The organism is Exiguobacterium sp. R-39 (assembly GCF_049942815.1).
Classification (GTDB): domain Bacteria; phylum Bacillota; class Bacilli; order Exiguobacteriales; family Exiguobacteriaceae; genus Exiguobacterium_A.
The window spans coordinates 2,273,252-2,300,090 of sequence record NZ_CP187965.1 but is presented as its reverse complement, the minus strand read 5'-3'; the positions used below and the strand labels follow the sequence as shown (position 1 = coordinate 2,300,090).

Sequence of the window (26,839 nt, the reverse complement as noted above, 5' to 3'; positions counted from 1 at the left end):
TGCTACAATAGGCATTGTGAGAAAGTTTGAAGGGAGTCATGGATTGCATGAATGTTTTTTATAATAAAGAAGGTGTCGGGGACGTCCTGATGGTCATCTTGGCAGATGCACCACGCGCTGAAATCACTGCCGAAAGAAAAGGCGATGTAGCAACGATTTTCCATGGCGAAGACGTCATTGGCTATAACATCTTCGAAGCATCAAAGCAGTTTGAATTGAACGCTGTAGGACCGGTCGAATTGACACCGGAACTTGTTGAAACGGTTCAACGCGTACTAGGAGAAAACGGAGTCGATTTCGAAGCACGTGAAATTGATTATTCACCTAAATTCGTAGTCGGATTCGTAGCATCTGCTGAAAAACATCCAGATGCGGACAAGTTGTCGGTCTGTCAAGTAGAGGTGGATGGTCAGACATTGCAAATCGTCTGTGGAGCACCAAACGTTGCTGCCGGACAAAAAGTAGTGGTCGCTAAACCTGGCGCAGTCATGCCGTCCGGATTAATCATTCGTCCGTCCGCGTTACGTGGAGTGGCTTCGAGCGGAATGCTTTGTTCTGCACGGGAACTCGCATTGCCGGATGCACCGCAGGAAAAAGGAATTCTTGTCCTTGAGGATACGGCGAAAACGGGAGAAGCATTTTTAATCGGTCGATAATTCGGCCGATTTTTTAACAAGATGGAGGGGTGAGGGAATGAGCAATCGTTATGAACAGTCGTTAAAGGAACAGGCAGCACGAATTCGACGTGAATTAGCAGGCGAAAAAGAAACAAAACCCGTTGAACGGCCTAAAAAAGAAGAGCGTGAAGATCGTTTCGTGTTGACGGATGTTCCATCGCCTATTTACGGATTCCAACGACCTAGAAAGCAACGGTCGATCCAAGAGGAAATCCATTCTGACGAATCTGAAGTCGATGTTTCAAGTGTACAGGAAGAGGAAAAATCAGAAGAGTCGCTTGAACATGAGACATCAGAATTGAACGAAGAGTCGCGGATCGAGACGATGGAACAGACGGATCTAACCGAAGCGGATGCTGGCTTAGTACCGACGACAGATGCAGACATCCTCGTTCCAGAACCGACAATCGAAGAAAATTCTCCGTCAGATGTTTCGGAAGAACAAGTCGAAGCAGAAGTGACGACGGAAAGTTCTCTTCCTGCAGCAGACGATATTGTTGAAGTAAACGATACCGTTCAAGCGTTAGAAAATCCTGCTACAGAAGAAATGAGTAAAGAAGAGACGATGGAAGAATTAACCGAAGAGAGTCCTGTGGAAGAAAAGTCTGAAATGACTTTGAAAGAGCACGCTGTTCACGGAGAAGATGCGGAACCTGTCCAGTTATCAACAGGTACTTTACACGTTGATCACAAAACGGAGGAACCGGTCACACAGGTAGAAGAACTGTCCTCTGCTGAAAACGATTTAGTCGCTGAAATCAAAGTAGAAAATAGTGGGGCAGAAAAGGTACCTACAGACCAGTCGGTTCAAATTAAAAAACCGGTCGGACCACCGGTAAACGTCGTGATGACGACGAAAGACTTGATGGCCATGTATCGTGCACGTCGGGAACAAAATAATTTAAATGGTAAATAATAAGTCGGTTTGCTATAATGGTACAGGTTTTGTACCCAAGCCCGATGGTACGGACCGGAACGTGAATTGGAGGGCTCATATATGACAAATTATCATTTTGTAGGGATTAAAGGGACAGGGATGAGTGCACTCGCCCAAGTACTGCATGAAATGAATCATCAAGTACAAGGTTCTGATATTGACAAGCATATTTTTACAGAAGATGCCTTGCGGGCAAAAGGAATTCCGTTTTTCCCGTTCAGTGCGGACAACATTAAAGAAAATCAAGTCATCATCCAAGGAAATGCTTTTGGAGATGATCATCCAGAAATTGCTCGGGCAAAGGAACTGGATTTAACGATTTATCATTATTATGATTTCTTAGGCTATTTAGCAGATGAGTACCGGTCTGTCGCCATTACCGGTTCGCATGGTAAAACATCGACGACCGGGTTACTGTCACATGTCTTGAGTGGAATTACACCAACGGCATTTTTGATTGGTGATGGAACGGGTGCCGGTGTAGAAGATGCGAAAGCATTTGTTTTTGAAGCGTGTGAATACAAACGCCACTTCCTGTATTACAAACCGGACTATGCCATCATGACGAATATTGACTTTGATCATTCCGATTACTTTACAGGCATTGATGACGTCGTATCTGCATTCCAGGAGATGGCGATGCAGGTCAAACAAGCAATCGTAGCTTGTGGAGATGACGAACATCTTCAAAACCTTCAGGCGAATGTTCCGATTCTGTATTACGGTTTTGGCGAAAATAATGATTTCCGTGCAGAAAATGCAACGTCGACTCCAGATGGAACATCGTTTGACGTATATCTCCGGGATGACTTCTACGGGACATTCCTGATTCCTGGATTTGGTCGCCACCATGTCTTGAATGCACTGTCTGTCATCGCAATCTGCCAGTATGAAGGATTGAACAAAGAAGAGGTAGCGGCGCGTCTGTCTACATTCGGCGGAGTGAAACGCCGTTTTAGTGAATCTAACTTCGGTTCGCAGATTCTTGTTGACGATTATGCACACCATCCGAAAGAAATCAGTGCGACGATTGAGTCTGCACGCAAGAAATATCCGGATCGTGAAGTCGTAGCGATTTTTCAACCGCATACGTATACTCGCTTGAAGTCATTCATGGATGATTTTGCGACATCGTTACGCGAGGCAGATGCCACATATCTGTGTGAAATCTTTGGATCGGCACGTGAGCAGGAAGGCCAGGTCCGGGTAGAAGACTTACAAGAAAAAGTGCCGGGCTCGGATATTTTGACACGGGACAATGTATCACTCTTAAGTAAACACGAAAATGCCGTATTGCTCTTTATGGGAGCAGGAGACATTCAAACGTATCAACACCAGTACGAAAACACGAAATAACATCCTGAGTAAGAACGGGCACTGACATTCATTTGTCAGTGTCTTTTTTGTCGGTTTCATGAAACAAAAAAAACTGAAGTGATTTTGAGGTAGGTTGTTGTAAATTTTTGATTGCATCTTGAATTAATTTTTGGAATAGTGGGGGTATGTTATTTAGAAAGGAAAGACGTCATGGGACAAATCTTACTCATCTTACTGTTACAGCTGATTTACGTACCTGTTTTGACATTACGTACCATCATGCTCGTCAAAGGAAGAACAATCATTGCAGGTGTGTTAGGAACGGTTGAAACGTTGATTTATATCTTTGCGCTCGGTATCGTATTCCGTGACTTGACGACAGTCGGAATGATTGTCTATGCGCTTGGATTCGGTCTTGGTATTCTGATTGGAGGATTCGTCGAACGGAAGCTGGCGATTGGATACAATATGATTCAAGTTCACACACAAGAGTTTCCGGCAGAATTGATTCAAGTTATCCGGGATAACGGATTCGGAGTCACACATTATCAAGGTCAGGGTCGTGATGGAATTCGTTATCGACTGGATGTACTGGCAGCCCGGACAAGAATGAAAGTATTGCGTAACCTGGTCGAGGAGTATGAACCGAAAGCGTTTCTTGTCGCTTTTGATTCGGTGGATTTCAAAGGCGGTTATATGCTCAAAGGATTGAAACGGTCTCAGTAAGAAATTTTTTTACTGCATGCTCGAAGAATCTCTCATGAAATCATGTTTAAGTTTTGTTATTTAAGGATAAAGATGAAATAGAACAAAACATAGTTTTATGAGAGGAGAAATCGATAATGATTAGTAATCATGCTAAGACGGCTTTAAATCAACAGGTGGCAAACTATGGTGTCCTGTTTGTAAAACTCCATAACTACCACTGGTACATTAAAGGTCCTGATTTCTTGACGTTACATGTAAAGCTTGAAGAATTATACACATGGGTTTCGGAACAGTACGATGTCGTGGCAGAACGTCTGTTGATGAACAACGGAATGCCTTCTGCAACACTGAAGGAATATTTGGAGCAAACGACGCTTGAAGAAGCTAAACCAGGCTTATCAGCAGATGAGATGGTCGAGTCGGTCATCAGTGACTTCCAACAGATTCGCAAGGAAATGCTGGATGCAATCGTACATCTTGAATCGCAGGATGTGACGGTTGAAGACGATTTATTGGCACAAGCGAAAGAAATTGAAAAACAAATTTGGATGTTGCGTGCAACATTAAAAAAATAAGTCAAAAAAAACGGATGGCTGCATCCTCTATGGAATGAGCCGTCCGTTTTTCCTTACTTTAAGTTTTCAGGATTCAAGACATCGAGTTCAGGTAAAACGAATCGACCGTCTTTACGAATCAAGACATCATCAAACCAAATTTCTCCGCCACCGTAATCAGGACGTTGGATGTTCACCAAATCCCAATGGATGGATGAGTCATTTCCGTTGTAAGCCTCGGCATATGCTTGACCGGGTGTAAAGTGGAAACTACCATCAATCTTTTCATCAAACAAGATATCCTTCATCGGATGTTGGATGAACGGATTAACACCGATTGCGAATTCGCCGACAAAACGTGCTCCGGCATCTGTATCAAATACTTGATTGATCCGTTCCGTATCGTTTGCTGTTGCTTCTACGATTTTACCGTCTTTAAATGTCAGTTTGACGTTCTCGAAGGTAAAGCCCTGGTAAGGGGAAGGCGTATTGTATGAAATCGTTCCGTTGATCGAATCTTTGACAGGCGCCGTAAAGACTTCTCCGTCCGGAATATTGGCATTGCCGGCACACTTGATGGCTGGAATGTCCTTGATTGAGAAAGTCAGGTCTGTTCCGGGACCGACGAGACGAACGCGATCAGTTTTATTCATCAAATCGACGAGGGGCGTCATGGCTTCACCCATCTTCGCGTAGTTAAGCGTACAGACATCGAAGTAAAAATCTTCGAAAGCTTCTGTCGACTGGTTCGCCAGTTGTGCCATTGAAGTCGTCGGGAAGCGTAACACGACCCATTTCGTGCCTTTGACACGATCTTCGGTATGCATTTTACCGAGCGTTTTACCGTACAGCTTCATTTTGTCAGACGGGACATCGGAAAGTTCATTGATATTGTCTCCGGCACGCAGACCGATATAAGCATCCATCGCCTGCATTTGTTTTTGTTCGATGTCTGCCATTAACTGAAGTTGTTCTTCCGATGCATTGCGGTACAATTTCCGTAACACACGGTTATCCTTTAAGAGGACAAATGGAAGACCACCGGCTTCATAAGCGGCATCAACGAGTGCTTCGACAAGTTCACGTTCGATTCCGAAATTCTCGATCAAGACTTTTTCACCAGGAGCAAGTGCTACTGAATAATTGATAAGATTCGTTGCGAGTTGTGTTAGGCGCGGGTCACGCATGAAAAGTTCCTCCTCAAAATGATGTATGTAGGTTTCATTTATCATTGTAACGGAAATAAACCATTTGGAGTAGCAGGAACAACTGCCCCGACGTCGAACTACCAACTAGACACTAGCAAAAGAAATTGGAGGCACGAACCATGGAAATTACATTAGGCGGAATTGCCGGACTGGTTGCTGCGATTGCATTCGTAGTACTCGTCATCTTCCTCGCACGCGTATTGAGCGCAGCAGGTAAGACACTTAACAACGTAGCGGATACGACAGCAGGGCTCGAGCGTCAATTAGACGGCATCATGATGGAGACAACAGCGTTGTTACACAAAACGAATCGTCTTGTCGATACGATTGAAGAAAAAACAGAATTGCTTGCACCGGTTGCGAACTCAATCGAAGAACTCGGAACATCGCTCAATAAAGTAACTGATTCAGTTCGGACTGTGTCTGACACGGTCGCAGGTGCTGCGGATACAAACAAAGAACAAATCGCACAAGCCGTCCGTTGGGGATCAGTCGCGGTGGAACTCTTTAAGAAAAATAAGCCTGAACCAGGCCAAGACGTGACTTCTTCGACAACAGCTACAACAACAGTCGAAAAGAAACCGCGTCGTCGCTTCCGTAAAAAAGCAGAAACACCGGTTACACCGGAAATCGTTTCTGTTCCGGATGTCGAAAGTATTCCAGATGAGTTGAAGGGAGATCGTTCATAATGACAAAACAACATCCATACCAAACACAAGATACTTCTAAAGGTGGCGGATTCCTTGCCGGCATCATCGTCGGTGGCCTAATCGGCGCAGCAGCCGCTTTATTATCAAGTCCGAAATCAGGCCGTGAAATGCGCGGAATGCTCGATGAGCGGACAGCGCCAGCACGCCAACGTTTAAACGAACAGACACAAGTCGTTCGCGAAAAAGCAGAACCACTCGTCGGCGAATGGATTCAATTAGCAAAAGATAAAGCAGCACCTGTCATTGAAAAAGCGAAAAAGAATCCGACGGTCCAGGAAGCGGCACAATATGCCGGTTTTGAAAAAGACCAATCGAGCATCGATGCTGCACTTGCAGAAGCGGAACAATTGGTCCGTGATATCGAACGAGAAATCGGTGACGAAGTGGACGGGGCTCCGGTAGCAGAACAACTTGATACTGAAACGGTTGCTGAGCTATCTGAATTACGTGAAGATCTCGAAGGAGAAGAGAACGAAGAAGATACAGAAGATGAGGACAATGATCCCCAGGCAAAGTTAAGTCATGAAAAACAACCTAAAAAATAAGCAACGTTTTAGCGTACTCACTGACTTTAAATAGTGAGTACGCTTTATTTATGTACAATTTCACAAGAGTTCGCTATAATTAGTTGCTATTACGAGCTATATGCTGATTAGGGAGTGGTAGAAGAATGGATCAACATGCAGAATTGAAACGTTTACGGGATGAACTTGATTTAGTAAACGCTGAGTTACTGGCGTTAATCAATAAACGAGGGGAAATAGCGGTTGAAATCGGTGAAGTCAAACGTGCCCAGGGAATCGATCGGTATGATCCGGTCCGTGAACGTCAGATGCTTGAATCGATTGCAGCGAGCAATCATGGTCCATTTGAAACAGGACGCCTACAGCACGTATTTAAAGAAATTTTCAAAGCTTCACTTGAACTTCAAGGGGAGGATCGGACACGGAAGTTGTTGGTCTCCCGAAAACAAAAACCGACGAATACGATCATTCGCATCGGGGATGATGTGATTGGTGACGGTTCCCAACAATTGATTGCAGGACCGTGTGCGGTCGAAAGTGAAGAACAGGTCTTTGAGGTGGCAGAACAACTGGCAAAGCATGGTGTACGCTTCATGCGTGGCGGTGCTTACAAACCGCGGACATCACCATATGATTTCCAAGGTCTTGGATTAGACGGATTAAAGATGTTGAAAAAAGCAGCTGATGCGCACGGTCTTCATGTCATTACTGAAATCATGACACCAAGCGCAGTTGAATCAGCTCTGCCTTACGTGGACATCATTCAAGTCGGTGCCCGCAACATGCAAAACTTCGACTTGTTGAAAGAAGTAGGGCGAACGAACAAGCCGGTTCTGTTGAAACGGGGTTTGTCTGCTACACTTGAAGAGTTCATGTACGCTGCGGAATACATCATGGCAAGCGGGAATGAACAGGTCATCTTATGCGAACGCGGAATTCGGACGTATGAACGGGCGACCCGCAATACACTCGATATCTCTGCCGTTCCGATTCTCAAACAAGAAACACATCTTCCGGTCATGGTCGATGTAACCCATTCGACGGGCCGTAAAGATTTACTTCTTCCGACTGCAAAAGCAGCGTATGCGATCGGAGCAGATGCTGTTATGGTAGAAGTCCATCCGTTTCCGGCGCTTGCGTTATCGGATGCAAACCAACAATTAGATTTTAATGAGTTCGATTCGTTCATCGAGAATCTGACTTCTACTTTTCCGGCACTAAACGTTCAATGATTTTCTAAAAAGACTGTTCTTTAGCGAATGAAAACGTTTTACAATGAGGGAAGAATGGGAAAAGAAAGTTATCTTTTCCTGTCTTCCTTTCGTGTTGCCTAAAAATGAAAACAAGAATGAAAACAAAAAGGTTGTCTAAAATAAGGAGGAATTTGTTTTGAACAGTAATATAACGATTTATGATGTCGCACGGGAAGCCGCGGTCTCCATGGCGACCGTCTCGCGTGTAGTGAATGGAAATCCGAATGTCAAACCGTCGACGCGGAAAAAAGTACAGGATGCCATCGATCAACTCGGCTACCGTCCGAACGCCGTCGCACGAGGTCTTGCCAGTAAGAAAACGACGACTGTCGGCGTCATCGTACCGGATATTTCAAATATCTTTTTTGCAGATTTAGCACGGGGAATTGAAGACGTTGCAACGATGTATAAGTACAATATCATCCTATGTAACTCGGACCAAAATCCTGAAAAAGAAATTCATTTGTTGAATACGTTACTTGGTAAACAAGTCGATGGAATCATCTTCATGGGTGGGCGTCTTCATGAAGATCTTGTCCGTGAATTTAAAACATCACCTGTTCCAATCGTATTGGCGGCTACTTTAAACCAAGATTATGATCTTCCGGCCGTTAATATTGATTACGAAAGTGCTGCACATGATGCTGTAAAATCTCTGATTGACAATGGTCATAAGCGGATTGGATTCATTACTGGACCACTTGAACAACAGATTAATGGAGAAAAGAAATTTGCCGGCTACCGGAGCGCGTTGGAAGAAGCCAATTTACCGTTTGATGAGCAAAATGTTGTCCTTGGAAACTACACGTACGATTCAGGCATGAAGGCGATGAACCAATTACTTGAACTTGGCGATGCTTGTCCACGTGCGATTTTTGCAGGGACAGATGAAATGGCGCTTGGTGTCATTCATGCTCTTCAAGACGCTGGTCATCAAGTTCCGGCAGACTTCGAAGTCATCGGTCATGATAACACGCGTCTTGCAACGATGATTCGTCCAAAACTGACGACGGTCGTTCAACCGATGTATGATATCGGAGCCGTTTCAATGCGTTTGTTGACGAAAATCCTCAACAAAGAAGAAATCGAGACAAACGATGTGACCTTACCACACCGAATCGAACAACGGGATTCTACCCGTTCTTGATCAAAAAAAAGTCTGTTCTTTTTCCAACCGGAAAAGAAACAGACTTTTTTTCATCGTTTAACGACTATCGTTTGGTCTTGGTGATGGTGTAATTGATCGTTCTCGACATGAAGTCGGACGATGGTCTCTCCTGGATGTGTCAACGAGACTTCACCTACGTATTGATCTGATTTTTTAGTGAGCGGCAGATACGTATGTTTTTCGACACCGGGTTCGATGACTTCAATTTGAACATCTGCCTTGAGTGGTGTGCCGTTTAGAAAGACATGAAAGGAGACGGGGAATTTTGCCCCGGCCTTCACTGTTTTAGCACCCATATAATGAACGGATAATCCTTCAACGGTAGCGTGTTTGTGTGTATGTTCAGTCGTGTTCTTTTTCGCGCCTTCGTGCGAGTGGTCCATGACGACGAATGAGATTTTATCCATATGGTGAAGTCCGTTTTTATCATTGATATGATAAAGTCCTTCGTATTCGCCTTCAGCAAGCTTGGCTTCGGCTTGATAAGTACCTGTCTTTTTCAATGCCGCTTTAAACTTTTGATGAACCGCTTCTTTTTCATCCGCTTTCCAGACTTCGAAAGCTACGTTTTCCAGATTAACAGCCTTTTTATTTTCAAGTGCTGTCGCTTGGAAAACCACTTTTTGATTTTCCATCGTCTTCGCCGGTACATCAACCTTAACGTCGACTGTTTTTTTTCCGGATCCTTGCATTGTATCGTGATCCATTGCTTGTTTGTCATTCGCGCATCCGGCAAGCAAAAGTCCTGTCGCGAAAAACATCCCCATGAAGCCTATTGTTTTTTTCTTCAACACGGATTCCCCCAATTTTCGTTTACTAAATAAAGTAATGAAAGCTTATTTAGTATAACAAGAACTTGTGAAATGCCCACGAAGTAATTGTGAAAAGAACAAGACATTTTTAATCATTTGAATAAGGGGAGGAGAACGATAAGTGTTCTTTTTTAGAATCATCGACGAACGGCCACAGTAATCGTTTAACGGTCTCCCAGTTTTTTTCTTCGATTTCCGGACGACGAGGAATCATCGGATACAGTGGAACAGGATCGGCCCATGTCACCGGAACATTCGGACTCTCTTTCTGCCATCGCTTAATCCATTCTTCCGGAAGATTCCCCTGGAAGGGAGATTGATTCGTTAAAGCAGCAAATACTTGACTCCAGGCGCGAGGGACGACGCGGTACCAGTCGTAACCGCCACCACCTAAAGCTACAATCCGGCCGCCTGTGTACCGGTCAGCAGCCTCAACGGCGATTTGAGGAATCTGTTCGTAGCTCTCCATCGTTAACGACAGATGGGTCAACGGGTCAAGGGCATGTGCGTCGGCGCCATTTTGAGTAATGATCAAATCCGGCTTAAAGAGTTCACATGCTTCAAACAGGACAGTCCGGTAGGCATGTAAAAAAGAAGCGTCTTCCGTAAAGGCGTCAAAGGGAACGTTCCAGCTCCAACCATAACCTTCTTCTGCTCCACGCTCCGTCACCATTCCGGTTCCGGGAAATAAGTAACGTCCGGTTTCATGAAGTGACAACGTCATGACATCCGCCCGGTTGTAAAACGCCCATTGAACACCATCGCCGTGATGGGCATCGGTATCGACATATAAAATCCGGCAATCGTATTTTTGAATCATGGCTGCCATCGCGACGGCAGTGTCGTTGTAGATACAAAAACCGGAAGCCCGTCCGCGAAAGCCGTGATGCAGACCTCCTCCGATATGGAATGTCCGCCGGTATTGACCGGACAGGACAAGCTCGCATGCTTCAATCGTTCCGCCGACGAGCAAGGCTGCACTTTCATGCATCTGGTCAAAAAGAGGGGTGTCTTCGGTTCCTAATCCGTACATTTGCGCCTTCATCGGAGAAAGTTCGCCGTGTCCTGCGAGTTTCACCGCCTGTATGTAATCCGGATCGTGAATCAACGATAATTCCTCGTCTGTTGCCGGACGGGGGACGATGCAGTCGATATTCTCGAGGGCACCGGTTGCTTCCAATAAGGACAGGGTTAATTCGAGTCGAATCGGATTAAACGGATGGGAGTCGGAGAAGCGGTAGGCAGCCTCTTCTTTGCTGTATACATAAGCAAACTCTTTCATCGGCTCATATCAGGACCAACCACATCAAATCCTTCCTTTCGTAATTTTTCGATGACGCGAATCGGGTTCATCGTTTGGACACGAAAAGCAACGATCCGAACGTATGGATCATCTGTCGGATAGACTAAGACGTTTAAAATATTGACGTTTGTTTTCGCCAGGAGTCCAGCGATTTTAGCGAGTGTTCCTGCCGTGTTTTCGACACGGACTTCGATTTGTGAACTCGGTTCTAGTGCACCGGTTAATTGGACGAAGGTCCGGAGCAAATCCGTTTCTGTTATTAAACCGACTAAGCGACGTCCCCGAACAATCGGAAGACAGGAGAGGCGATGTTCATAAAATAAGACAGCCGCATCTTCGATGAAATCAAGAGGGTGAGCCGTGATTGGTATTCGTTGCATGATGCTTGATACCGCATTTTGTTTATCCTTTAAAAAAGTTTCCGGGTGAAACACACTGCTGGCACTTTGTATCTCCTGCAGACCAATTAAGCCTAACAGTTCCTGTCGGGCATTTATCACAGGCAAATGCCGAATTTGGTGACGGCGCATCAACTCGGCAGCGTGAGCAATCGAGTTTGTAGGTTGAATCGTAATACAATGTGTCTTCATGATTTGTTCGATTAACATGCGAGCCCTCCTTAATCGTACATGAAGCGACGACGGAGCCGTAATGCATCAAAATGCGCGACGACTTCAGGTGCGACATGTTTACCGATTCGTGCCATCAAACAGTTGGCAGGGTGCGAGGCGATTTCTGGATCATCCGTCGGGAAAAAGACCAACCCACCGTGGTTCATCATTTTTTCCATGATTTTACGGTAATCCCAAACAGACAAACCACTTCCTTTTAAATCCCAGTGCCAATAATATTCTGTCGTTAAAATTAAATATTGTTCCATCGCTGGATCAAGCATCGAAACTTCTAAGAGTTTTTTACCGATTTGTTGTCCCCGGAAGCGGGCCGCTACTTCGATGGCACCGAGTTCCAATATATACGGATTATTCCCCTCGCTCCATGTCTCATAAGGATCGGGATACAGAAACGTTACATAGCCAATGATGTCATTTCCTTGTCGGGCGATGATGATACGTCCTTCTTCCAAAGCGGCGATTTCAACGAGTGCTTCATGCTGTTCCGCAGGTTGTCGAAAAGCTGTTAGGCCTGGATCAAGTGTATAAGAAGCAAGTACCTGGCTTGTGACTGGTCCTTCGATTTCTACTGGACCAAGCGATGTTTCATGAGTACGATGATTGAATTGTTTTTCAAACATGTAAGCGTCACCACCTTCCTGTTCATTATAATCGAAAGCAGAGAAAGAAAGAGAGGGATTTTTTAACAAGTTGACGGCAAATTGATTGAACTACAGGCTAACTAGCTTATAATGTAGGAGAGAACAGCGAAGGGGAGGAACGAGACATGAAAGTTTTGAAAGCGCTTCCGGGGAAGCATTGGTTATCCGAATATGATGGTTCAGATTCATACGATTGGCAAGAAGCGGAACAATATTTTTCGTGGTCGACGACGGGGAAAGTCAACATGGCCTACGAAGCAATCGATCGTCATGCAGAAGGTGAACGTGCCAATAAGACGGCGCTGATTTATTTTGACGGGACAACGGAACAAACGTTTACGTATGCTGATATGAAACGAATGACAAATAAAGCGGCCAACGTCTTAAAAGATGCGGGTATCGAAGCTGGAGATCGGATTTTCATTTTCATGCCACGTTCGCCGGAATTGTATTTTGCTTTACTCGGTGCGTTGAAAGTCGGTGCGATCGTCGGCCCGTTATTTGAAGCTTTCATGGAACAAGCAGTCCGGGATCGCTTGTTGGATTCGGAAGCAAAAATGTTGATTACGACAAAAGCATTATTACCACGCGTCCCTGGTGATGAACTGACATCACTCGAACAGATTCTCTTAGTTGATGAAGACGTAGAGGAAGATGATAAAATCAAGGATTTCCGACAAGCGTTCAATCAAGCATCGGAATCATTTGAACCGGTCTGGTTAGACCGGGAAGATGGTTTAATCCTTCATTATACATCGGGCTCGACCGGTAAACCGAAAGGCGTCTTACATGTTCAGAACGCAATGATTCAACATATGATGACAGGACGTTGGGTCCTCGACTTACAAGAAGAAGATGTTTATTGGTGTACAGCTGATCCAGGTTGGGTCACAGGAACAAGCTACGGTATCTTTGCACCTTTTTTGAACGGTGCGACGAATGTTGTCGTTGGCGGTCGATTTAATCCTGACTTCTGGTACAGTGTCATCGAGAAATATAAAGTGACTGTGTGGTACAGTGCACCAACAGCTTTCCGGATGTTGATGGGTGCTGGGGCGGAAATTGCAAATACACATGATCTGTCCAGTTTACGGCATGTCCTTTCGGTCGGAGAACCACTTAACCCGGAAGTCATCCGGTGGGGAAAAGAAGCTTTCGATCAACGCATTCACGATACATGGTGGATGACGGAGACGGGTGCTATGATGATCTGTAACTACAAATCAATGGATATCAAACCAGGATCGATGGGGAAACCGATTCCGGGAACGCAAGCAGCGATTGTAGATGATCAAGGAAACGAGTTGCCTCCTTTCCGGATGGGGAATTTAGCGTTAAAAACACCATGGCCTTCGATGATGCGTCAAATTTGGAACAATCCACAAAAATACGAGTCGTATTTCTTCAAAGGATGGTATGTATCAGGTGATTCGGCCTATATGGACGATGAAGGCTACTTCTGGTTCCAAGGTCGTGTCGATGATGTGATCATGACTGCCGGAGAACGTGTTGGACCATTCGAAGTAGAAAGTCGCTTGGTTGAGCATCCGGCTGTTGCAGAAGCGGGTGTCATCGGGAAACCGGATCCGGTTCGTGGTGAAATCATCAAAGCTTTCATTTCGCTAAGAGATGGATATGAGCCGACAGAAGAACTTAAACAAGAAATCCAAAAATTCGTTAAAGAGGGGCTGGCAGCCCACGCGGCTCCTCGCGAAATCGACTTCCGCGATAAACTGCCTAAAACACGCAGCGGTAAAATCATGCGCCGTGTCTTAAAGGCTTGGGAATTGAATCTTGAAACAGGAGATCTTTCGACGATGGAAGACTAAGTTTATCTTATAAAAACAGACCACTTATTTCCGGAGAAAGCGGAAGTAGGTGGTCTTGTTTTTTGTTTTGAACGGAAACTAAAAAAACACCGACTCTTTTAGAGTCGATGCTTTAGTGACGGAACTTAGATTACTCAGCGTTTTTCTGCTTTTCATCCGCTTTGCGTTTGGCATCCGCGTCGGCTTTCGCTTTTGCTTCATCTGCTTTGCGTTTGGCATCCGCGTCGGCTTTCGCTTTTGCTTCATCCGCTTTGCGTTTGGCATCCGCGTCGGCTTTCGCTTTTGCTTCATCTGCTTTGCGTTTGGCATCCGCGTCGGCTTTCGCTTTTGCTTCGTCTGCTTTGCGTTTGGCATCCGCATCGGCTTTCGCTTTTGCTTCGTCTGCTTTGCGTTTGGCATCCGCATCGGCTTTCGCTTTTGCTTCGTCTGCTTTCTGTTTAGCATCCGCGTCGGCATTGGCTTTTGTATCGTCCGCTTTCTGTTTGGCATCCGCTTCCGCTTTGGCTTTTGCTTCATCCGCTTTCTTTTTATCTTGTTCGGCTTGTTTTTTCTTTTCTGCTTCTGCTTCTGCTTTTTTCTTTGCTTCCGCTTCTTTTTTCTTTTGGTCTTCCTCTTTGAAACGACCGGTGTTTTTGAAGTCATCTGCACTGACAGAGGCCGGCTGATTGAATCGGGCACCTGACTTAAAGTAACTGCTGTTTGCGTTATACGTCAGATTCGCCATTTGAGCCCAAAGATTTTGTGTCCGTTGATAGTACGTGGTTGCACCCATCAATGAGTTGTTTTGGTCATGTCCGGTCCAGACGGCAAGGGTGACACCAGGTGTTGAACCGACCAGGTACGAGTCTTTGATTTCATTGGTCGTCCCGGTTTTACCTGCCCAATCACCAGGTACCTTGAGTAATGAATTGGCATATTGCGCCGTTCCTTTATCAAAGACACCCCGCATCATATCAAGCGTCAAATAAGCGGTACGATCTTGGTAGATACGCTTTTTCTTTGATTTTGCTTTATAGATGTTTTTACCGTCTTTCGTAATCTTCGAAATGACATAGGGTTTGACGTATTCACCGTAGTTGGAAAGCGTTGCATAAGCTCCGGCAAGTTCAACTGGTGTAATTTCCATCGTTCCTAAAGCGGCAGATGGGGCATAGCGGATATTATCCGGAATTTCAATTCCCATATCGACTAATTTTTGAATCGAATTCGACATATTCATCTTCTCGTACGTTTTAACGGCAGGAACGTTTAGAGACAGTTCCAATGCTTCGCGTACGGTGACGTTTCCACGGTAACGTCCGCCTTCATTGTTGATTGGATTATCACCGGGTTGACGCGGAACGGTCTGGTAATAATACTCTTCGTCATTAATGGTCGATGCCGGTGTGATTAATCCATTTTCAATTCCGTTCGAATAAACAAGAATTGGTTTAGCAGTCGAACCGATTTGACGTTTCGCCTGGAAAGCACGGTTGAAGTCATCGGCTGTTCCATCCATATAACGTCCACCAACAAATCCTAAAATCCGACCTGTTTCATTTTGAACCATGACAGCAGCGGTTTCTTCCGGATCTTTTTTCGTGACTGTCTTTTTCGTTTTTGGATTGACGACTTGTTTGTATTGCGGCGCACTCGGGAAGTTCGACGCATTTTTAGCCGGTGTTTGCATCGCTTCGTGAATCTTTTTATCCAGTGTCAAATGAATTTTATATCCGCCTTGTCGCATCGCAATCAATGCCTGATCCCGATAATTGGCTTTGACTTCGGCAAGTTCAGAAGGTTTAACCTCATCTTCTTTGATCCCGTCCTGTTTCATGAAATAGCTTGTCATGATTTTAAGTGCTTCTTTTTCAGCTAAATCATAGACATACGGATACGTATCACGTGAACGTTTTGATGTTTTAGAAAAATCTTTTGTAATATCGTATTTTACAGCTTTCTCATATTGTGCTTTTGTAATGCTTTTCGCGACATACATTCGCTTTAAGACCGTTTTCATCCGGTTGGTACTCGGCGTCAAATCTTTTTTGACCACTCCACCTTGAAGGTAAGGTGTGTAGTAGTAAGGATTTTTTGGAATACCTGCGAGGAAAGCAGCTTGTGGTAACGTCAGTTTTTTGGCCGGTTTGTTAAACACACCACGTGACGCAGCTTCGATTCCGGCGATATTTCGTCCCAGTGAATTTCGACCAAACGAAACGACATTCAGATAAGCTTGCAGAATCTCATCTTTTGTCATCGCATTTTCGAGACGCAGAGCCAAAATGATTTCTTTGGCTTTCCGTTCAAACGAGACTTCATTCGTGAGGATTTGGTTTTTGATCAACTGTTGTGTCAACGTACTTCCGCCTGTCCGGGAAGACGAGTTCGTCACCTCTTGTAAGACGGCACGTAATGTAGCTTTTGGTACGACTCCATCATGCTCATAAAAATCAACATCTTCTGTCGATAGGACAGCATCGAGCAGATAAGGAGAAATTTCCTTAATATTGACAGGTTGACGTTCTTCGTCCGTGGCAATGTTCGTCAGCTTTTCGCCACTTCCCCAATAAATCTCACTCGTAATGGCATAACTGTTTACTTGTTGTTTCATTTCTGTCAGTTTCGGTGCTTTTGTATCTTTGACAAGCGAAGCGAAATAACCGCCCGCTGCTCCGACAGAAAAACTTCCGACTAACAAGACCCCTATGATGAGGAATAAAATGATATTCCAAGATACGTCGTATGTGATATTCGACCAGTGCCGAACGGCTTTCGTCCGGGGATGATTCCAAAACTTGAACCAGTTCTCGCGCATAAATGATCTCCTTTACATCTTAAACTTGGGTGTAAATTAACATTAAATCACAGATAGACGTATTATACCATAACTGAAGTATTAGAAAATGGCTTGACAGTGGATTCTGCTTCAACGTATCATGGAAACATCTTAATCAAAAGTATAGTAGAATCAGCTGTGATTGGAAAAAAGTAATGAACCGCTCCCTGTATCAGAGACCTAGTGGTGCTGCGAACTAGGACATAGCGCTTCATGAATTATGCTTCCAGGAGCTTCTTGAGAAATCAGGCGGTCTGCCCCGTTATCGGCAATCTAAGTGGCATGAGGTTCATGCAATTAGGGTGGTACCACGGAATATTCCGTCCCTTCGTTCAGACGAGGGGACGGTTTTTTTTAGACTATTTTAGGGGGAAGACAGATGACGTTACTGGAAGATTTAGAGTTTCGCGGATTGATCAGTCAAATGACGGACGAAGAAGGAATTAAAGAATTACTTGAAAGTCCGACGACACTATACACTGGATTTGATCCAACAGCAGATTCACTCCACATCGGACACTTATTGCCGATTCTTGTGTTAAAACGTTTCCAACAAGCGGGACACCAGGCGATTGGATTAGTCGGAGGGGCAACGGGAATGATTGGTGATCCGAGTGGCCGCTCGACAGAACGTTCATTGAATACATCGGATATCGTCGAAGAATTCGCCAACCGGATTAAAGGACAATTGTCACGCTTTTTGCCGCTTGATGGCGAAAATCCCGTAACGATTGCAAACAATCTTGACTGGACAAAGGATTTGACAATCATTGATTTCTTGCGCGACATCGGGAAACATTTCCCGATCAGCTACATGTTGGCGAAAGACTCCGTTGACTCACGTCTGCAAAACGGAATCTCGTTCACGGAGTTCTCCTACATGTTGCTTCAATCGTTCGATTTCTTGAAGCTGTACGAAAATGAAGGATGTCGCCTGCAGGTCGGTGGAAGTGATCAGTGGGGAAACATCACGGCAGGAATGGAATTGATTCGCCGCGTCGGTCATGACCAAAAGGCTTTCGGAATCACAGTGCCGCTCGTTACGAAATCGGATGGTCAAAAATTCGGGAAAACGGCCGGTGGAGCAGTTTGGCTCGATGCTGATAAAACGACACCGTACGAGTTTTACCAGTTTTGGTTCAACGTCGATGACCTTGATGTCATCAAGTTCTTAAAATATTTTACGTTCCTGACACCTGACGAAATCAACGCCCTTCAACAGGAAGTCGAGACGGCACCTGAAAAACGAGTTGCACAACGCCGGTTGGCAGAAGAAATGACAGTTCTCGTTCATGGCGCAGAGGCACTCGAACAAGCGGAACGGATTACAAAAGCATTGTTCAGCGGTGAAATCAAATCGTTGAAAGCAGAAGATATTGCCGATGCCTTCAAAGGAATGCCACGTTTCGCACTGGGAGAGGCAACAAACCTGGTCGACATCCTTGTCGAAGCCCAAATCAGTCCGTCGAAGCGTCAAGCACGCGAAGATGTGACAAACGGTGCGATTTACATCAATGGGGACCGAGAACAGGAATTGACAAAAGAGATTACGAAACAAGATGCGATTGGTGATTTCACGATCATCCGTCGTGGGAAAAAGAAATACTTCGTGCTCGAGCACGCTTGAAGCGAATAAAAAACAACGCTGGCGATTTCGTCAGCGTTGTTTTTTTTGTTTAAGCGACACGGAACAGGCGAAGGGGAAGCAAACGGACGGCGATCGTTGTTGCGAGCAACGCTTTTAGGACATCACCGAGAATAAACGGAATGTTGATTGTCAGGGCATCGAGGAACGACAGATGCAAGACGATCATCAAACCGAACGTGCCGAGCAGATAAACGAGTCCGAGTCCAAACACGAGCATCCCGATGAATAGCGGAATGAAACGGCGTGTCCTTTCAGCGACGAGACCGATGAAGAAACCGGCAATCGGGAACGCAATCAGATAACCGACGGTCGGACCGACGAATGGGGCAAGTCCTCCTTTTCCACCAAGTAAGGGAAGACCGGCAGCGGCAAGCAATAAGAAGATCAGGACAGCCAGTCCACCGCGTTTCGCACCGAGAATGGCACTGACCGTCATGATGGCGAGCATTTGAAGCGTGATTGGTACCGGACCGACGAGTTGAAGTTGCGGCAGTAAACTGACCGCAGAAATGATGGCAGCACCTAAAGCGATAAATGTAAGATCTTTTGTTTTCATAAGATGACACGTCCTCTATGTTTTGTGTTAACCAATATAAAATAAAGGTTAACACAAAACGTGAAAAAGGGAAACAAAAAAAGCACCCACCGGAGTGGATGCTTGAAACAACTGATTAACGTGAGTAGTACTCAACGACGAGTTGTTCTTGGATTTGATCGTTCAATTCAGAACGCTCTGGAAGACGGACGAACGTTCCTTCGAGCTTCTCAGCATCGAAAGTAACGAAGTCTTTAGTTGCTGGTGCAACTTCGAGTGCTTCTTTGATAACGACAAAGTTCTTTGATTTTTCGCGAACTGAGATCGTTTGACCTGGTTTCACGCGGAACGACGGGATGTCGACGCGAGCGCCATCAACTTGGATGTGACCGTGGTTGACGAGCTGACGAGCAGCACGGCGTGTACGAGCCATACCCATACGGTAAACAACGTTGTCAAGACGTGCTTCAAGTAAGAACATGAAGTTCTCACCGTGGATACCAGGCATTTTGCCAGCATCGTTGAAGATACGGTTGAATTGGCGTTCGTTTACTCCGTACATGTGACGAAGCGTTTGCTTCGCTTGAAGTTGGAGACCGTACTCAGACATTTTGCGACGGCTGTTACCGTGTTGTCCTGGAGCGTACGGACGTTTTGCGATTTCTTTTCCTGTTTCAGTAAGTGAGATACCGAGACGACGTGAAAGTTTCCAAGCTGGACCTGTATAGCGAGCCATAATAAGACTCCTCCTTAGTGTTCGTTATTATTTGCATAAAAATAATAACGCCATCAAACCCACGTTACGCCCATTTCATGATGTGGCACCCTCGCTTGATAGCAAAGTTACACGATGCCCCTCCGGCAAAGCCGAGTCATGAAATGTGATACGTAAGCGATTTGACCGCTATCGTTATCATTTCTGCACTTTTACAAGTATACGTCTGCTGATTCCTGCTGTCAATCAAATATGGCGAAGAAGAATTTCGCTGAATGCTTCAAGACCGGCTTGATCCGTTTCGTCGAAGCGGTTGAGTTCAGGACTGTCGATGTCGAGGACGCCGATCGTTTTTCCGTCTTTGATCAACGGCACGACGATTTCCGAATTAGTTGCTGCGTCACAGGCGATATGTCCCGGGAACGCATGGACATCCATGACGAGTTGTGTTGTTTGATCCTGAGCGGCTGTTCCGCAAACTCCCCGTCCGAGCGGAATCCGGACACACGCCGGCAGTCCCTGGAATGGACCAAGGACCAACTCGTTTTGTTCCGGGTCCATTAAATAGAACCCGACCCAGTTCGTCCGGTCGAGAAATTGACCGAGTAAGGCACTTGCATTTGAAAGGTTGGCAATCTGATTCGTTTCCCCAGTCAGTAACGCATCAAGCTGTTTATTCAGCATTTCGTATTGTTTTGTCCGGTCACCATCATAAGTCGTTGTCTCAAACATATAGAATTCCTCCTGAAAAATCATATTTTAATCATCTTATCGGGTTTTCACACGACTGACAAACAATTGATTTCAAGAAACCCGGCTAAAAATTCGGAAGAAATTAGTAAAAGCCCGAGTAAATCTATGCAAATCGGTTGCGCTATACTATTATAAGGATAAGATTAAAGCGAATTTCTCAAAATATAAAGTCGCTTGATAGGGTGGAGGTCGTAGCAAATGTGGGCATGGGTGATTGGTGTCATCGTCATCGTATTACTCGTCATGCTGTTTAGCATGATCAGTCGGAAAAAATATTATACGAAAATCGATGAACTTGATCTTCGGAAACAAGGAATCATCAGCGCGTCGATTCCGAAGGAGTTGCAAGAACTGAAGGAACTCCCGATGGCGGGTGAGACGGAGACGAAATTCACTTCCTGGCATCAGGCATGGGAGGAGTTAGTGACAGTCCACGTCGCACAAATCGATGAGACATTATATCGAGCGGAAGAAGGGCTGGATCGTTACCGGTTTGTTGCGGTTAAAAATGATCTGGAGGTAACAGAACAATTAATTGCCGAACTCGAGGGATTAATTGATGGGATGCTGGTAGACATGTCGACGTTCAAGACAAATCAATCGGTCTTGGCGGAGCTTAAGGCACAAGGCGAAACAAACTCCAGTCAAATTCGTAAATCGTTATTGTTGCAGGCGACGTCATTCGGACCTGCGTTACCTAAATTGGAAGAACAGGCGGAACAGATTGACCAGTTACGGATTGAGATGGTTGCCTTTGAAGAAGCGGGTGAAGTGACGAAAGCCTATGAGACAAGTTTGTTACTTGAAACAAAAGTAGAAGAAACACGTCAACTCGTCGAAGTGATTCCACAGCAGTGGAAGACACTCGCTCACGAATTGAGACAGCGCATTGATCAGCTCGGAGCCGGCTATAAAGAGATGACATTAGATGGGTATCCGCTTGAACCACTCGGTATGCAATCTGATATCAAACGATTTGAAGAACAACGTTTGAGTCTCGTCAAGAAGCTCGAATTCCTTGAAATTAACGGACTTGAAGAGCAGGTGCAGCAACTTGCTTCAGATATCGACCAAATGTACGATACGTTCCGTCGTGAAGTCGATGCCCGGCACCATGTGAAAAAAGAAAATCAATCATTGAAGCAAAAAGCATTACGGATGCGTGAAAAGGTTCATCAATTGGCACAAGAATTCAGCATGTTGCGGGAAAACTATGAGATTTCGGCAGATTTAGGAGAACATTACGAATCGATTCAACGGGATGAAGAAATGTTATTTGGAGCAGCGAAAGATTTGGATGAATCGATTGCAAGCCGGATCATCCCCTTCAGTATGCTGGAAGATCAAATGCGGGATGCTGTCCGATTGGAAGAACAATTGATGCTTCAATACGAACGATTCGCGGTTGAATTGCAGGCGTTACGGAAAGAAGAAACAGAAGTCCGTCAACGTGTTGCCGAATGGCGACAATTGTTATCGACCATCCGCTTGCGCTTAAAACGACTCGGTCTTCCGAAAATCCCGGCAGACGTCGAAGAAGCTTTACAAGCATCAAGTCGTTCGCTGCAGACGCTTGAAACACGGCTCGAAGAGTTACCGTTTAACGTCCATTACATCGTTTCCCAAAGCGAAGATGTCAACGGAACGTTTAAAACATTGCAAGAACGGATAGATAAAGTAGTATTCGAAGTCACTTATGCAGAACGGCTCGTTCAATACGCCAATCGATTCCGCCGACAAGATAACGAGATACATATGTCGTTGACGATTGCTGAGACGAAGTTCCTTGCAGGAGACTATGAACGGACGATTGCGTTAGGAGAACAAGTACTACAACAATTTGATCCTAATTCGATTGAACGTATTCGAAAAGCATGTGGTCAACCGGAAACGATGCATGCATAATCATCACTGACAATTCAGGGTGGCCGTCCAGGTCACCCTGTTTTTGTAAAAAAAGGGAGCGATTGAGATGGGGAAACTGTACGTAAACGGAATCATTCGAACGATGACGCACGAAACAGATATTCACTCGGCGATGTTCATTGAAGGAGAACGGATCATTGCCATGGGTGAAGAAAGCAAGTTACGACGGCGGTTTGGAAGACGGATTCTGTCGATCGTTGATTTGAACGGGAAAGCGGTTTATCCGGCTTTCACCGATGCACATATTCATTTGATCGGATACGGTGAAGCCATCGGACGTGTGGATGCGTCGCGTTATGCCACGTTAGCGGAATTGGGAAAAGCATTCGTCGAGGCAGAAGCCGTTAACGGATTACATGTGGCAGAAGGATACGATGAAACGAAGCTTGACCGGGCACCGACGAAAGCATGGTTAAATCAGCTCTTTCCGACAGAACCGGCCTTGTTGAAGCGGACGGATCGGCATACCGTACTCGTCAACGATGTTTTGTTCAAACAGTTGGGATACAAATCGTCAACCGTCATTGAAGGTGGGAAAATCGGGTTACTCGAATCGGGAGAAGCGGACGGATTTCTTTATGATGCGGCGATCGAACCGTTGTATGCCCTGCAATCGGGCTCAGTCGAGCGGAATAAATCCTCGTTGCGGTCAGCCATTAAAGATTTGTACCGTCATGGTATTGTTGCTGCGCATACGGAAGATTTGGCGTATCATGGCGATTTAGAAGAAGTCTTACAAGCATACCGGGAAGTGACGGAAGAAACGGGATTCCATGCTCATCTGCTCGTTCATCATTTAGTCATTGATCAACTTATTCAACTGAATCCCGTCCTGCCGCCGACGTTGTCGACCGGTGCGATGAAACTGTTCGTCGACGGGGCGCTCGGAGGACGGACGGCACTGCTTGGCAGAGGATATTCGGATGATGCGACGACACGCGGCATCGAAGTCCATTCTCCGGAACAGTTGGAACAACTCGTCAAACGGGCCCGGAGTTACGGCTTTACGGTAGCGGCACACGTCATCGGGGACTTGGCGATCGAACGTTTCGTAGCCGTCCTTGAAAAATACCCGGCTCCAAAAGGGACACGGGACCGAATCATTCATGCAACGGTCGTACGTCCGGAGTTGTTGGCACGAATTCGAAAATTGCCGGTCTTGATCGATGTCCAACCGGTCTTCCTGCTCGATGATGCTGATTTTGCGCAAGACCGACTCGGGTTGAATCGCTTGGACTGGGCCTATCGGCTGAAATCTCTTGCGGATACGGGAGCGCTTCTGTGCGGTGGATCCGATGCGCCGATTTCAAGTCCGGATGTCCGGCGTGCCTTGTATGCTGCGACGACGGGGACAGCAGGTAACATCAATAAGACGGACGAAGTATTATCAATGTATGAAGCCCTGCTGTTGTTCACGAAAAATCCACATATCGCAACCGATACACATGGACGAAAAGGAATGTTGCTTCCGGGATACGATGCAGACTTCGTCATCTTTGAACAGGATTTCTACATGTTAAGCGGGGAAGCTGTCTTAACCAACCGGTTGCTGGAGACTGTTCAGGCAGGAAGAACTGTTTTTGAGGCGACGCCAGTCATGAATTAAAATAAAAAAACTGCCAATCGGCAGTTTTTTTGTTTTACAGGAAAGAACGTTGGATTTTATGCCAAAATGTATTATTCGTTAATTTAACGGTCTTGAGTTCTTTTTCCGATAATTGAATATCGACGGAATCTGTCCGTTTTAAACTGAGCGCTTCATTGTCCATTCCGATGATCGGATAGTCGTTGCCATCTTCGATGATGCGTAAAGACAACTTACGACCGCGATTCAAGAGGAATGCCGATCCGAGTGTCCGGTACCGGTTGTTGTTGACGGAAGCAATCTCACTGACTTGAAGACAATGGATTAATGGATCAACGATTGCCCCTGATAATGATTTGTTGTAAGCCGTTGAACCGGTTGGTGTCGAGATGACCATACCGTCCCCGCGGAATGTCTCAAACAGGAACCCGTCGATATAGACCTCAATTGCCAGCGACTTGATGATGCTCGACTTAACGGAACATTCATTTAGACACAACATACCCGGTCCACCGTTAATTGAAGCTTCGAGGAGCGGATAGCGACGGACTTCAATTTCACCTTCAGAAGCACGGCTTCCGGTTTCCTTGAATATGGCTTCAACCGAAGAGAGATCGTTGATATCGAAGTCACAATAAAATGAGTTCGGTCCTTCGGCAAACCCGACATAAATCGCATCTTCCCGGAATCCTGTAAAGCGTGCCGCTTGAAGGAAGGCACCGTCTCCGCCGATCGAGACAATGATGTTGGCTTGTTTGTGGTCCTGAACGACATTCAGTCCATACCGATTTCCTACTTCAATCAGTTTACGTACCTGCGTCTCGTGTCTTTGTTTGTTACGGTAATACAGGTAGACATTGTTTCGAGCCATGGTCAATTCCCCCTTGAAAGCGTTTCATGAACTCCTTTATTATACCCGTCTTTGACAAAAATCGGTACTGCCAGCTCGAAGTGCGGGCAGAAATCTTGTGTTACCGTGGTGGCATTTCTATAGTAGAATGGAAAACGACATATGAATCTATCGGGAAATGGGGAATTTACATGGCAACATTTAAAGGGAACGCAATCACATTAATCGGAACACCTGTTGAAATCGGACAAGAGGCACCGGATTTCGAAGTGTTAGCAAACGATCTTTCACCGGTGACACGCGATACGTATGAAGGAGTTCGAATCATCAGTGTCGTACCATCAATCGATACAGGTGTCTGTGATGCCCAAACACGTAAATTCAACGAAGAAGCAGCGGCTATTGAAGGTGTAACAGTCTTGACGATTTCAAACGACTTACCGTTTGCACAACGTCGTTGGTGTGCGGCGAGTGGACTCGACAACGTCGTGACGCTGTCAGATCACCGTGATCTTTCGTTCGGTACACAGTACGGAGTCGCAATCGAAGAACTTCGTTTACTGGCTCGTTCGGTCTTCGTCATCGACGCAGCAAATGAAGTCGTTTATGCGGAATATCTAGAAGAGTCAACGAATGAAGTTGATTTTGAATCAGCACTTGCGGCTGCCAAAGGAGCCAAAACAACGAAGTAAGAATGGTTTACAAACGGCGTAAAACCGCTACAATGAAAGTAATGAGAAAGAACGGCTCCCAAGAAGTGCGGGGGCCGTTTCGTTTTGAAAGGATGGAACACACATGGAATCACTAGAAAAATTATATAAAGAATTGACACAGCAAACGCGTAAATTAGAACGTGATTTAGACATGCCGTACCTTGAAGGTCTGACGGAAGTCATCGACCGTTTGAATGAACGGCATACGGAAAACGTAGAACCGGAAACCGTCCGAAAAGCCGTATCACTTGCCATTCTCGAAGGAATGAAACAGGCACAACCGAATCACTTGCCGACACCGGACAGCGTCGCATTGTTTGCGGGTTATTTAATCGGGAAACTAATCAAGAAGGAGGATGTCCGTCTGCTGGATCTTGGCAGCGGGACAGGCGGTATGTTGCATGCTGTCCTCAGTCAACTTCCGAAAGATACGGTTGCCGAAGCCGTTGAGGTGGATGAAACATTAATTCGACTGTCGGCATCTGTTTCTGAACTCATGGATTATCCGGTCAACTATACGCATCAGGATGCTTTGCGTCCGCTTTTGCTTGATCCGGTCGATTTAGCGATGGCAGATTTGCCGATCGGCTATTATCCGGATGAAGAAGTCTCGAAAACATACGTTTTAAAACGGGATGAAGGTATGAGTTACAGCCATTTCCTGTTGATCGAACAAGCAATGAATTATGTGAAACCGGGCGGGTTTGGAGTGTTTGTCATTCCGAACGGACTCTTTCAACATGATACAGAAGGTAAGCTGAAGCAATATTTCGAAACAAAAGCCCATGTCGTCGGAATCCTCCAGTTACCGTTGACGATGTTCAAGCAGGAACAAGCAGCTAAAAGTTATTTGATTGTCCGGAACCACTTGGCAGGTATGACGATGCCAAAACAGGCATTGTTGGCCGAGTTGCCATCGTTTACCGACGCCCGTGCCTTCGGCGGGATGGTGAAACAGATTGATGAATGGATTAACACAGAATTAAAATGAAATGCGCAAAGTGATTGAAATCTGTCGTTAAT

The 26,839-nt window shown here is 45.5% G+C and carries 25 protein-coding genes and 1 other annotated feature; of the genes, 15 read left to right on the top strand and 10 right to left on the bottom strand.

The window, feature by feature from the left end:
- Nucleotides 1-47: 47 nt before the first annotated feature.
- The 5 genes from ytpR (at nucleotide 48) to ACP26N_RS12070 (ending at nucleotide 4,214) form a co-directional block, all read left to right on the top strand.
- Nucleotides 48-656: a YtpR family tRNA-binding protein gene (gene ytpR, locus ACP26N_RS12090; protein WP_131972377.1), complete on the top strand. Its 609-nt coding sequence runs from the start codon at nucleotides 48-50 to the stop codon at nucleotides 654-656.
- 37 nt (nucleotides 657-693) lie between these two features.
- Complete coding sequence (locus ACP26N_RS12085) at nucleotides 694-1,593, top strand: hypothetical protein (RefSeq protein WP_426353920.1); 900 nt, start codon at nucleotides 694-696, stop codon at nucleotides 1,591-1,593.
- 81 nt (nucleotides 1,594-1,674) lie between these two features.
- The gene (gene murC, locus ACP26N_RS12080) at nucleotides 1,675-2,970 is read left to right on the top strand and encodes a UDP-N-acetylmuramate--L-alanine ligase (RefSeq protein ID WP_131502091.1); all 1,296 of its coding nucleotides are present in this window, start codon (nucleotides 1,675-1,677) and stop codon (nucleotides 2,968-2,970) included.
- A 171-nt stretch (nucleotides 2,971-3,141) separates the two neighbouring features.
- Complete coding sequence (locus tag ACP26N_RS12075) at nucleotides 3,142-3,657, top strand: DUF2179 domain-containing protein (protein WP_026827707.1); 516 nt, start codon at nucleotides 3,142-3,144, stop codon at nucleotides 3,655-3,657.
- Between the two features lie 116 nt (nucleotides 3,658-3,773).
- Nucleotides 3,774-4,214, top strand: a complete 441-nt coding sequence (locus ACP26N_RS12070; protein WP_026827708.1) for a Dps family protein — start codon at nucleotides 3,774-3,776, stop codon at nucleotides 4,212-4,214.
- A 53-nt stretch (nucleotides 4,215-4,267) separates the two neighbouring features.
- Here ACP26N_RS12070 and ACP26N_RS12065 read toward each other — a convergent pair whose 3' ends face one another.
- On the bottom strand, nucleotides 4,268-5,380 hold the full coding sequence (locus tag ACP26N_RS12065) for an aminopeptidase (RefSeq protein ID WP_131502090.1): 1,113 nt from the start codon (nucleotides 5,378-5,380) through the stop codon (nucleotides 4,268-4,270).
- Nucleotides 5,381-5,520: 140 nt separating this feature from the next.
- Between ACP26N_RS12065 and ACP26N_RS12060 the strand changes: the two genes are divergently transcribed.
- The 4 genes from ACP26N_RS12060 to ccpA all read left to right on the top strand — a co-directional run bounded on the left by ACP26N_RS12060 (nucleotide 5,521) and on the right by ccpA (nucleotide 9,035).
- Nucleotides 5,521-6,090 carry a DUF948 domain-containing protein gene (locus ACP26N_RS12060; protein ID WP_114595229.1) on the top strand — a complete coding sequence of 190 codons (570 nt, stop codon included), beginning with the start codon at nucleotides 5,521-5,523 and terminating at the stop codon, nucleotides 6,088-6,090.
- Nucleotides 6,090-6,656, top strand: coding sequence for a YtxH domain-containing protein (locus ACP26N_RS12055; RefSeq protein ID WP_131972381.1), 567 nt, complete (start codon nucleotides 6,090-6,092; stop codon nucleotides 6,654-6,656). Before ACP26N_RS12060 ends, ACP26N_RS12055 begins: the two co-directional genes overlap by 1 nt.
- 125 nt (nucleotides 6,657-6,781) lie before the next feature.
- Nucleotides 6,782-7,867 carry a bifunctional 3-deoxy-7-phosphoheptulonate synthase/chorismate mutase gene (locus ACP26N_RS12050; protein ID WP_131502087.1) on the top strand — a complete coding sequence of 362 codons (1,086 nt, stop codon included), beginning with the start codon at nucleotides 6,782-6,784 and terminating at the stop codon, nucleotides 7,865-7,867.
- A 157-nt stretch (nucleotides 7,868-8,024) separates the two neighbouring features.
- Nucleotides 8,025-9,035, top strand: coding sequence for a catabolite control protein A (gene ccpA / locus ACP26N_RS12045; RefSeq protein WP_131502086.1), 1,011 nt, complete (start codon nucleotides 8,025-8,027; stop codon nucleotides 9,033-9,035).
- Between the two features lie 50 nt (nucleotides 9,036-9,085).
- Here the strand turns inward: ccpA and ACP26N_RS12040 are convergent, their stop codons facing one another.
- From ACP26N_RS12040 to ACP26N_RS12025, 4 genes are all read right to left on the bottom strand, one after another.
- On the bottom strand, nucleotides 9,086-9,850 hold the full coding sequence (locus ACP26N_RS12040) for a FixH family protein (protein WP_131502085.1): 765 nt from the start codon (nucleotides 9,848-9,850) through the stop codon (nucleotides 9,086-9,088).
- Nucleotides 9,851-9,956: 106 nt separating this feature from the next.
- Entirely contained in the window at nucleotides 9,957-11,150 is a 1,194-nt protein-coding gene (locus ACP26N_RS12035) for an acetoin utilization protein AcuC (RefSeq protein ID WP_426353917.1), read from the bottom strand.
- Nucleotides 11,147-11,779 carry an acetoin utilization AcuB family protein gene (locus tag ACP26N_RS12030; protein WP_426353916.1) on the bottom strand — a complete coding sequence of 211 codons (633 nt, stop codon included), beginning with the start codon at nucleotides 11,777-11,779 and terminating at the stop codon, nucleotides 11,147-11,149. Before ACP26N_RS12030 ends, ACP26N_RS12035 begins: the two co-directional genes overlap by 4 nt.
- Before the next feature lie 11 nt (nucleotides 11,780-11,790).
- Entirely contained in the window at nucleotides 11,791-12,423 is a 633-nt protein-coding gene (locus ACP26N_RS12025) for a GNAT family N-acetyltransferase (RefSeq protein ID WP_426353915.1), read from the bottom strand.
- A gap of 146 nt (nucleotides 12,424-12,569) precedes the next feature.
- Here ACP26N_RS12025 and acsA point away from each other — a divergent pair, with 146 nt between their 5' ends.
- On the top strand, nucleotides 12,570-14,273 hold the full coding sequence (gene acsA / locus ACP26N_RS12020) for an acetate--CoA ligase (protein WP_426353914.1): 1,704 nt from the start codon (nucleotides 12,570-12,572) through the stop codon (nucleotides 14,271-14,273).
- Between the two features lie 130 nt (nucleotides 14,274-14,403).
- Here the strand turns inward: acsA and ACP26N_RS12015 are convergent, their stop codons facing one another.
- Entirely contained in the window at nucleotides 14,404-17,070 is a 2,667-nt protein-coding gene (locus ACP26N_RS12015) for a transglycosylase domain-containing protein (protein ID WP_426353912.1), read from the bottom strand.
- Nucleotides 17,071-17,220: 150 nt separating this feature from the next.
- Nucleotides 17,221-17,422, top strand: a binding site (T-box leader).
- 48 nt (nucleotides 17,423-17,470) lie between these two features.
- Here ACP26N_RS12015 and tyrS point away from each other — a divergent pair.
- Nucleotides 17,471-18,718, top strand: coding sequence for a tyrosine--tRNA ligase (tyrS, locus tag ACP26N_RS12010; RefSeq protein ID WP_426353911.1), 1,248 nt, complete (start codon nucleotides 17,471-17,473; stop codon nucleotides 18,716-18,718).
- A gap of 49 nt (nucleotides 18,719-18,767) precedes the next feature.
- On the opposite strand, the gene ACP26N_RS12005 is transcribed toward tyrS, so the two are convergent.
- The 3 genes from ACP26N_RS12005 to ACP26N_RS11995 all read right to left on the bottom strand — a co-directional run bounded on the left by ACP26N_RS12005 (nucleotide 18,768) and on the right by ACP26N_RS11995 (nucleotide 20,721).
- Nucleotides 18,768-19,295 carry a biotin transporter BioY gene (locus ACP26N_RS12005; protein WP_426353910.1) on the bottom strand — a complete coding sequence of 176 codons (528 nt, stop codon included), beginning with the start codon at nucleotides 19,293-19,295 and terminating at the stop codon, nucleotides 18,768-18,770.
- A 115-nt stretch (nucleotides 19,296-19,410) separates the two neighbouring features.
- A complete protein-coding gene (rpsD, locus tag ACP26N_RS12000) occupies nucleotides 19,411-20,010 on the bottom strand; it encodes a 30S ribosomal protein S4 (RefSeq protein ID WP_012371102.1) in 600 nt (199 codons plus the stop codon).
- Nucleotides 20,011-20,235: 225 nt separating this feature from the next.
- Nucleotides 20,236-20,721: a GAF domain-containing protein gene (locus ACP26N_RS11995; protein ID WP_114595241.1), complete on the bottom strand. Its 486-nt coding sequence runs from the start codon at nucleotides 20,719-20,721 to the stop codon at nucleotides 20,236-20,238.
- A gap of 219 nt (nucleotides 20,722-20,940) precedes the next feature.
- Between ACP26N_RS11995 and ezrA the strand changes: the two genes are divergently transcribed.
- Both ezrA and ACP26N_RS11985 read left to right on the top strand, forming a co-directional pair.
- Nucleotides 20,941-22,647, top strand: coding sequence for a septation ring formation regulator EzrA (gene ezrA / locus ACP26N_RS11990; protein ID WP_426353908.1), 1,707 nt, complete (start codon nucleotides 20,941-20,943; stop codon nucleotides 22,645-22,647).
- Nucleotides 22,648-22,714: 67 nt separating this feature from the next.
- Nucleotides 22,715-24,274, top strand: a complete 1,560-nt coding sequence (locus ACP26N_RS11985; RefSeq protein ID WP_131972387.1) for an amidohydrolase — start codon at nucleotides 22,715-22,717, stop codon at nucleotides 24,272-24,274.
- A 34-nt stretch (nucleotides 24,275-24,308) separates the two neighbouring features.
- Here the strand turns inward: ACP26N_RS11985 and ACP26N_RS11980 are convergent, their stop codons facing one another.
- On the bottom strand, nucleotides 24,309-25,124 hold the full coding sequence (locus tag ACP26N_RS11980; RefSeq protein WP_026827725.1) for an NAD kinase: 816 nt from the start codon (nucleotides 25,122-25,124) through the stop codon (nucleotides 24,309-24,311).
- A gap of 164 nt (nucleotides 25,125-25,288) precedes the next feature.
- Here ACP26N_RS11980 and tpx point away from each other — a divergent pair, with 164 nt between their 5' ends.
- Both tpx and ACP26N_RS11970 read left to right on the top strand, forming a co-directional pair.
- Entirely contained in the window at nucleotides 25,289-25,795 is a 507-nt protein-coding gene (tpx, locus tag ACP26N_RS11975; protein WP_131502814.1) for a thiol peroxidase, read from the top strand.
- Nucleotides 25,796-25,898: 103 nt separating this feature from the next.
- Nucleotides 25,899-26,807 carry a class I SAM-dependent methyltransferase gene (locus ACP26N_RS11970; protein WP_114595244.1) on the top strand — a complete coding sequence of 303 codons (909 nt, stop codon included), beginning with the start codon at nucleotides 25,899-25,901 and terminating at the stop codon, nucleotides 26,805-26,807.
- Nucleotides 26,808-26,839: the final 32 nt, after the last annotated feature.

What these genes read in the sequence shown, in the direction of transcription:
- ytpR (WP_131972377.1), top strand. Translation starts at nt 48, where the DNA reads ATGAATGTTTTTTATAATAAAGAAGGTGTCGGGGACGTCCTGATGGTC.
- ACP26N_RS12085 (WP_426353920.1), top strand. Translation starts at nt 694, where the DNA reads ATGAGCAATCGTTATGAACAGTCGTTAAAGGAACAGGCAGCACGAATT.
- murC (WP_131502091.1), top strand. Translation starts at nt 1,675, where the DNA reads ATGACAAATTATCATTTTGTAGGGATTAAAGGGACAGGGATGAGTGCA.
- ACP26N_RS12075 (WP_026827707.1), top strand. Translation starts at nt 3,142, where the DNA reads ATGGGACAAATCTTACTCATCTTACTGTTACAGCTGATTTACGTACCT.
- ACP26N_RS12070 (WP_026827708.1), top strand. Translation starts at nt 3,774, where the DNA reads ATGATTAGTAATCATGCTAAGACGGCTTTAAATCAACAGGTGGCAAAC.
- ACP26N_RS12065 (WP_131502090.1), bottom strand. Translation starts at nt 5,380, where the DNA reads ATGCGTGACCCGCGCCTAACACAACTCGCAACGAATCTTATCAATTAT.
- ACP26N_RS12060 (WP_114595229.1), top strand. Translation starts at nt 5,521, where the DNA reads ATGGAAATTACATTAGGCGGAATTGCCGGACTGGTTGCTGCGATTGCA.
- ACP26N_RS12055 (WP_131972381.1), top strand. Translation starts at nt 6,090, where the DNA reads ATGACAAAACAACATCCATACCAAACACAAGATACTTCTAAAGGTGGC.
- ACP26N_RS12050 (WP_131502087.1), top strand. Translation starts at nt 6,782, where the DNA reads ATGGATCAACATGCAGAATTGAAACGTTTACGGGATGAACTTGATTTA.
- ACP26N_RS12035 (WP_426353917.1), bottom strand. Translation starts at nt 11,150, where the DNA reads ATGAAAGAGTTTGCTTATGTATACAGCAAAGAAGAGGCTGCCTACCGC.
- ACP26N_RS12030 (WP_426353916.1), bottom strand. Translation starts at nt 11,779, where the DNA reads ATGTTAATCGAACAAATCATGAAGACACATTGTATTACGATTCAACCT.
- ACP26N_RS12025 (WP_426353915.1), bottom strand. Translation starts at nt 12,423, where the DNA reads ATGTTTGAAAAACAATTCAATCATCGTACTCATGAAACATCGCTTGGT.
- acsA (WP_426353914.1), top strand. Translation starts at nt 12,570, where the DNA reads ATGAAAGTTTTGAAAGCGCTTCCGGGGAAGCATTGGTTATCCGAATAT.
- ACP26N_RS12015 (WP_426353912.1), bottom strand. Translation starts at nt 17,070, where the DNA reads ATGCGCGAGAACTGGTTCAAGTTTTGGAATCATCCCCGGACGAAAGCC.
- tyrS (WP_426353911.1), top strand. Translation starts at nt 17,471, where the DNA reads ATGACGTTACTGGAAGATTTAGAGTTTCGCGGATTGATCAGTCAAATG.
- ACP26N_RS12005 (WP_426353910.1), bottom strand. Translation starts at nt 19,295, where the DNA reads ATGAAAACAAAAGATCTTACATTTATCGCTTTAGGTGCTGCCATCATT.
- rpsD (WP_012371102.1), bottom strand. Translation starts at nt 20,010, where the DNA reads ATGGCTCGCTATACAGGTCCAGCTTGGAAACTTTCACGTCGTCTCGGT.
- ACP26N_RS11995 (WP_114595241.1), bottom strand. Translation starts at nt 20,721, where the DNA reads ATGTTTGAGACAACGACTTATGATGGTGACCGGACAAAACAATACGAA.
- ezrA (WP_426353908.1), top strand. Translation starts at nt 20,941, where the DNA reads ATGTGGGCATGGGTGATTGGTGTCATCGTCATCGTATTACTCGTCATG.
- ACP26N_RS11985 (WP_131972387.1), top strand. Translation starts at nt 22,715, where the DNA reads ATGGGGAAACTGTACGTAAACGGAATCATTCGAACGATGACGCACGAA.
- ACP26N_RS11980 (WP_026827725.1), bottom strand. Translation starts at nt 25,124, where the DNA reads ATGGCTCGAAACAATGTCTACCTGTATTACCGTAACAAACAAAGACAC.
- ACP26N_RS11970 (WP_114595244.1), top strand. Translation starts at nt 25,899, where the DNA reads ATGGAATCACTAGAAAAATTATATAAAGAATTGACACAGCAAACGCGT.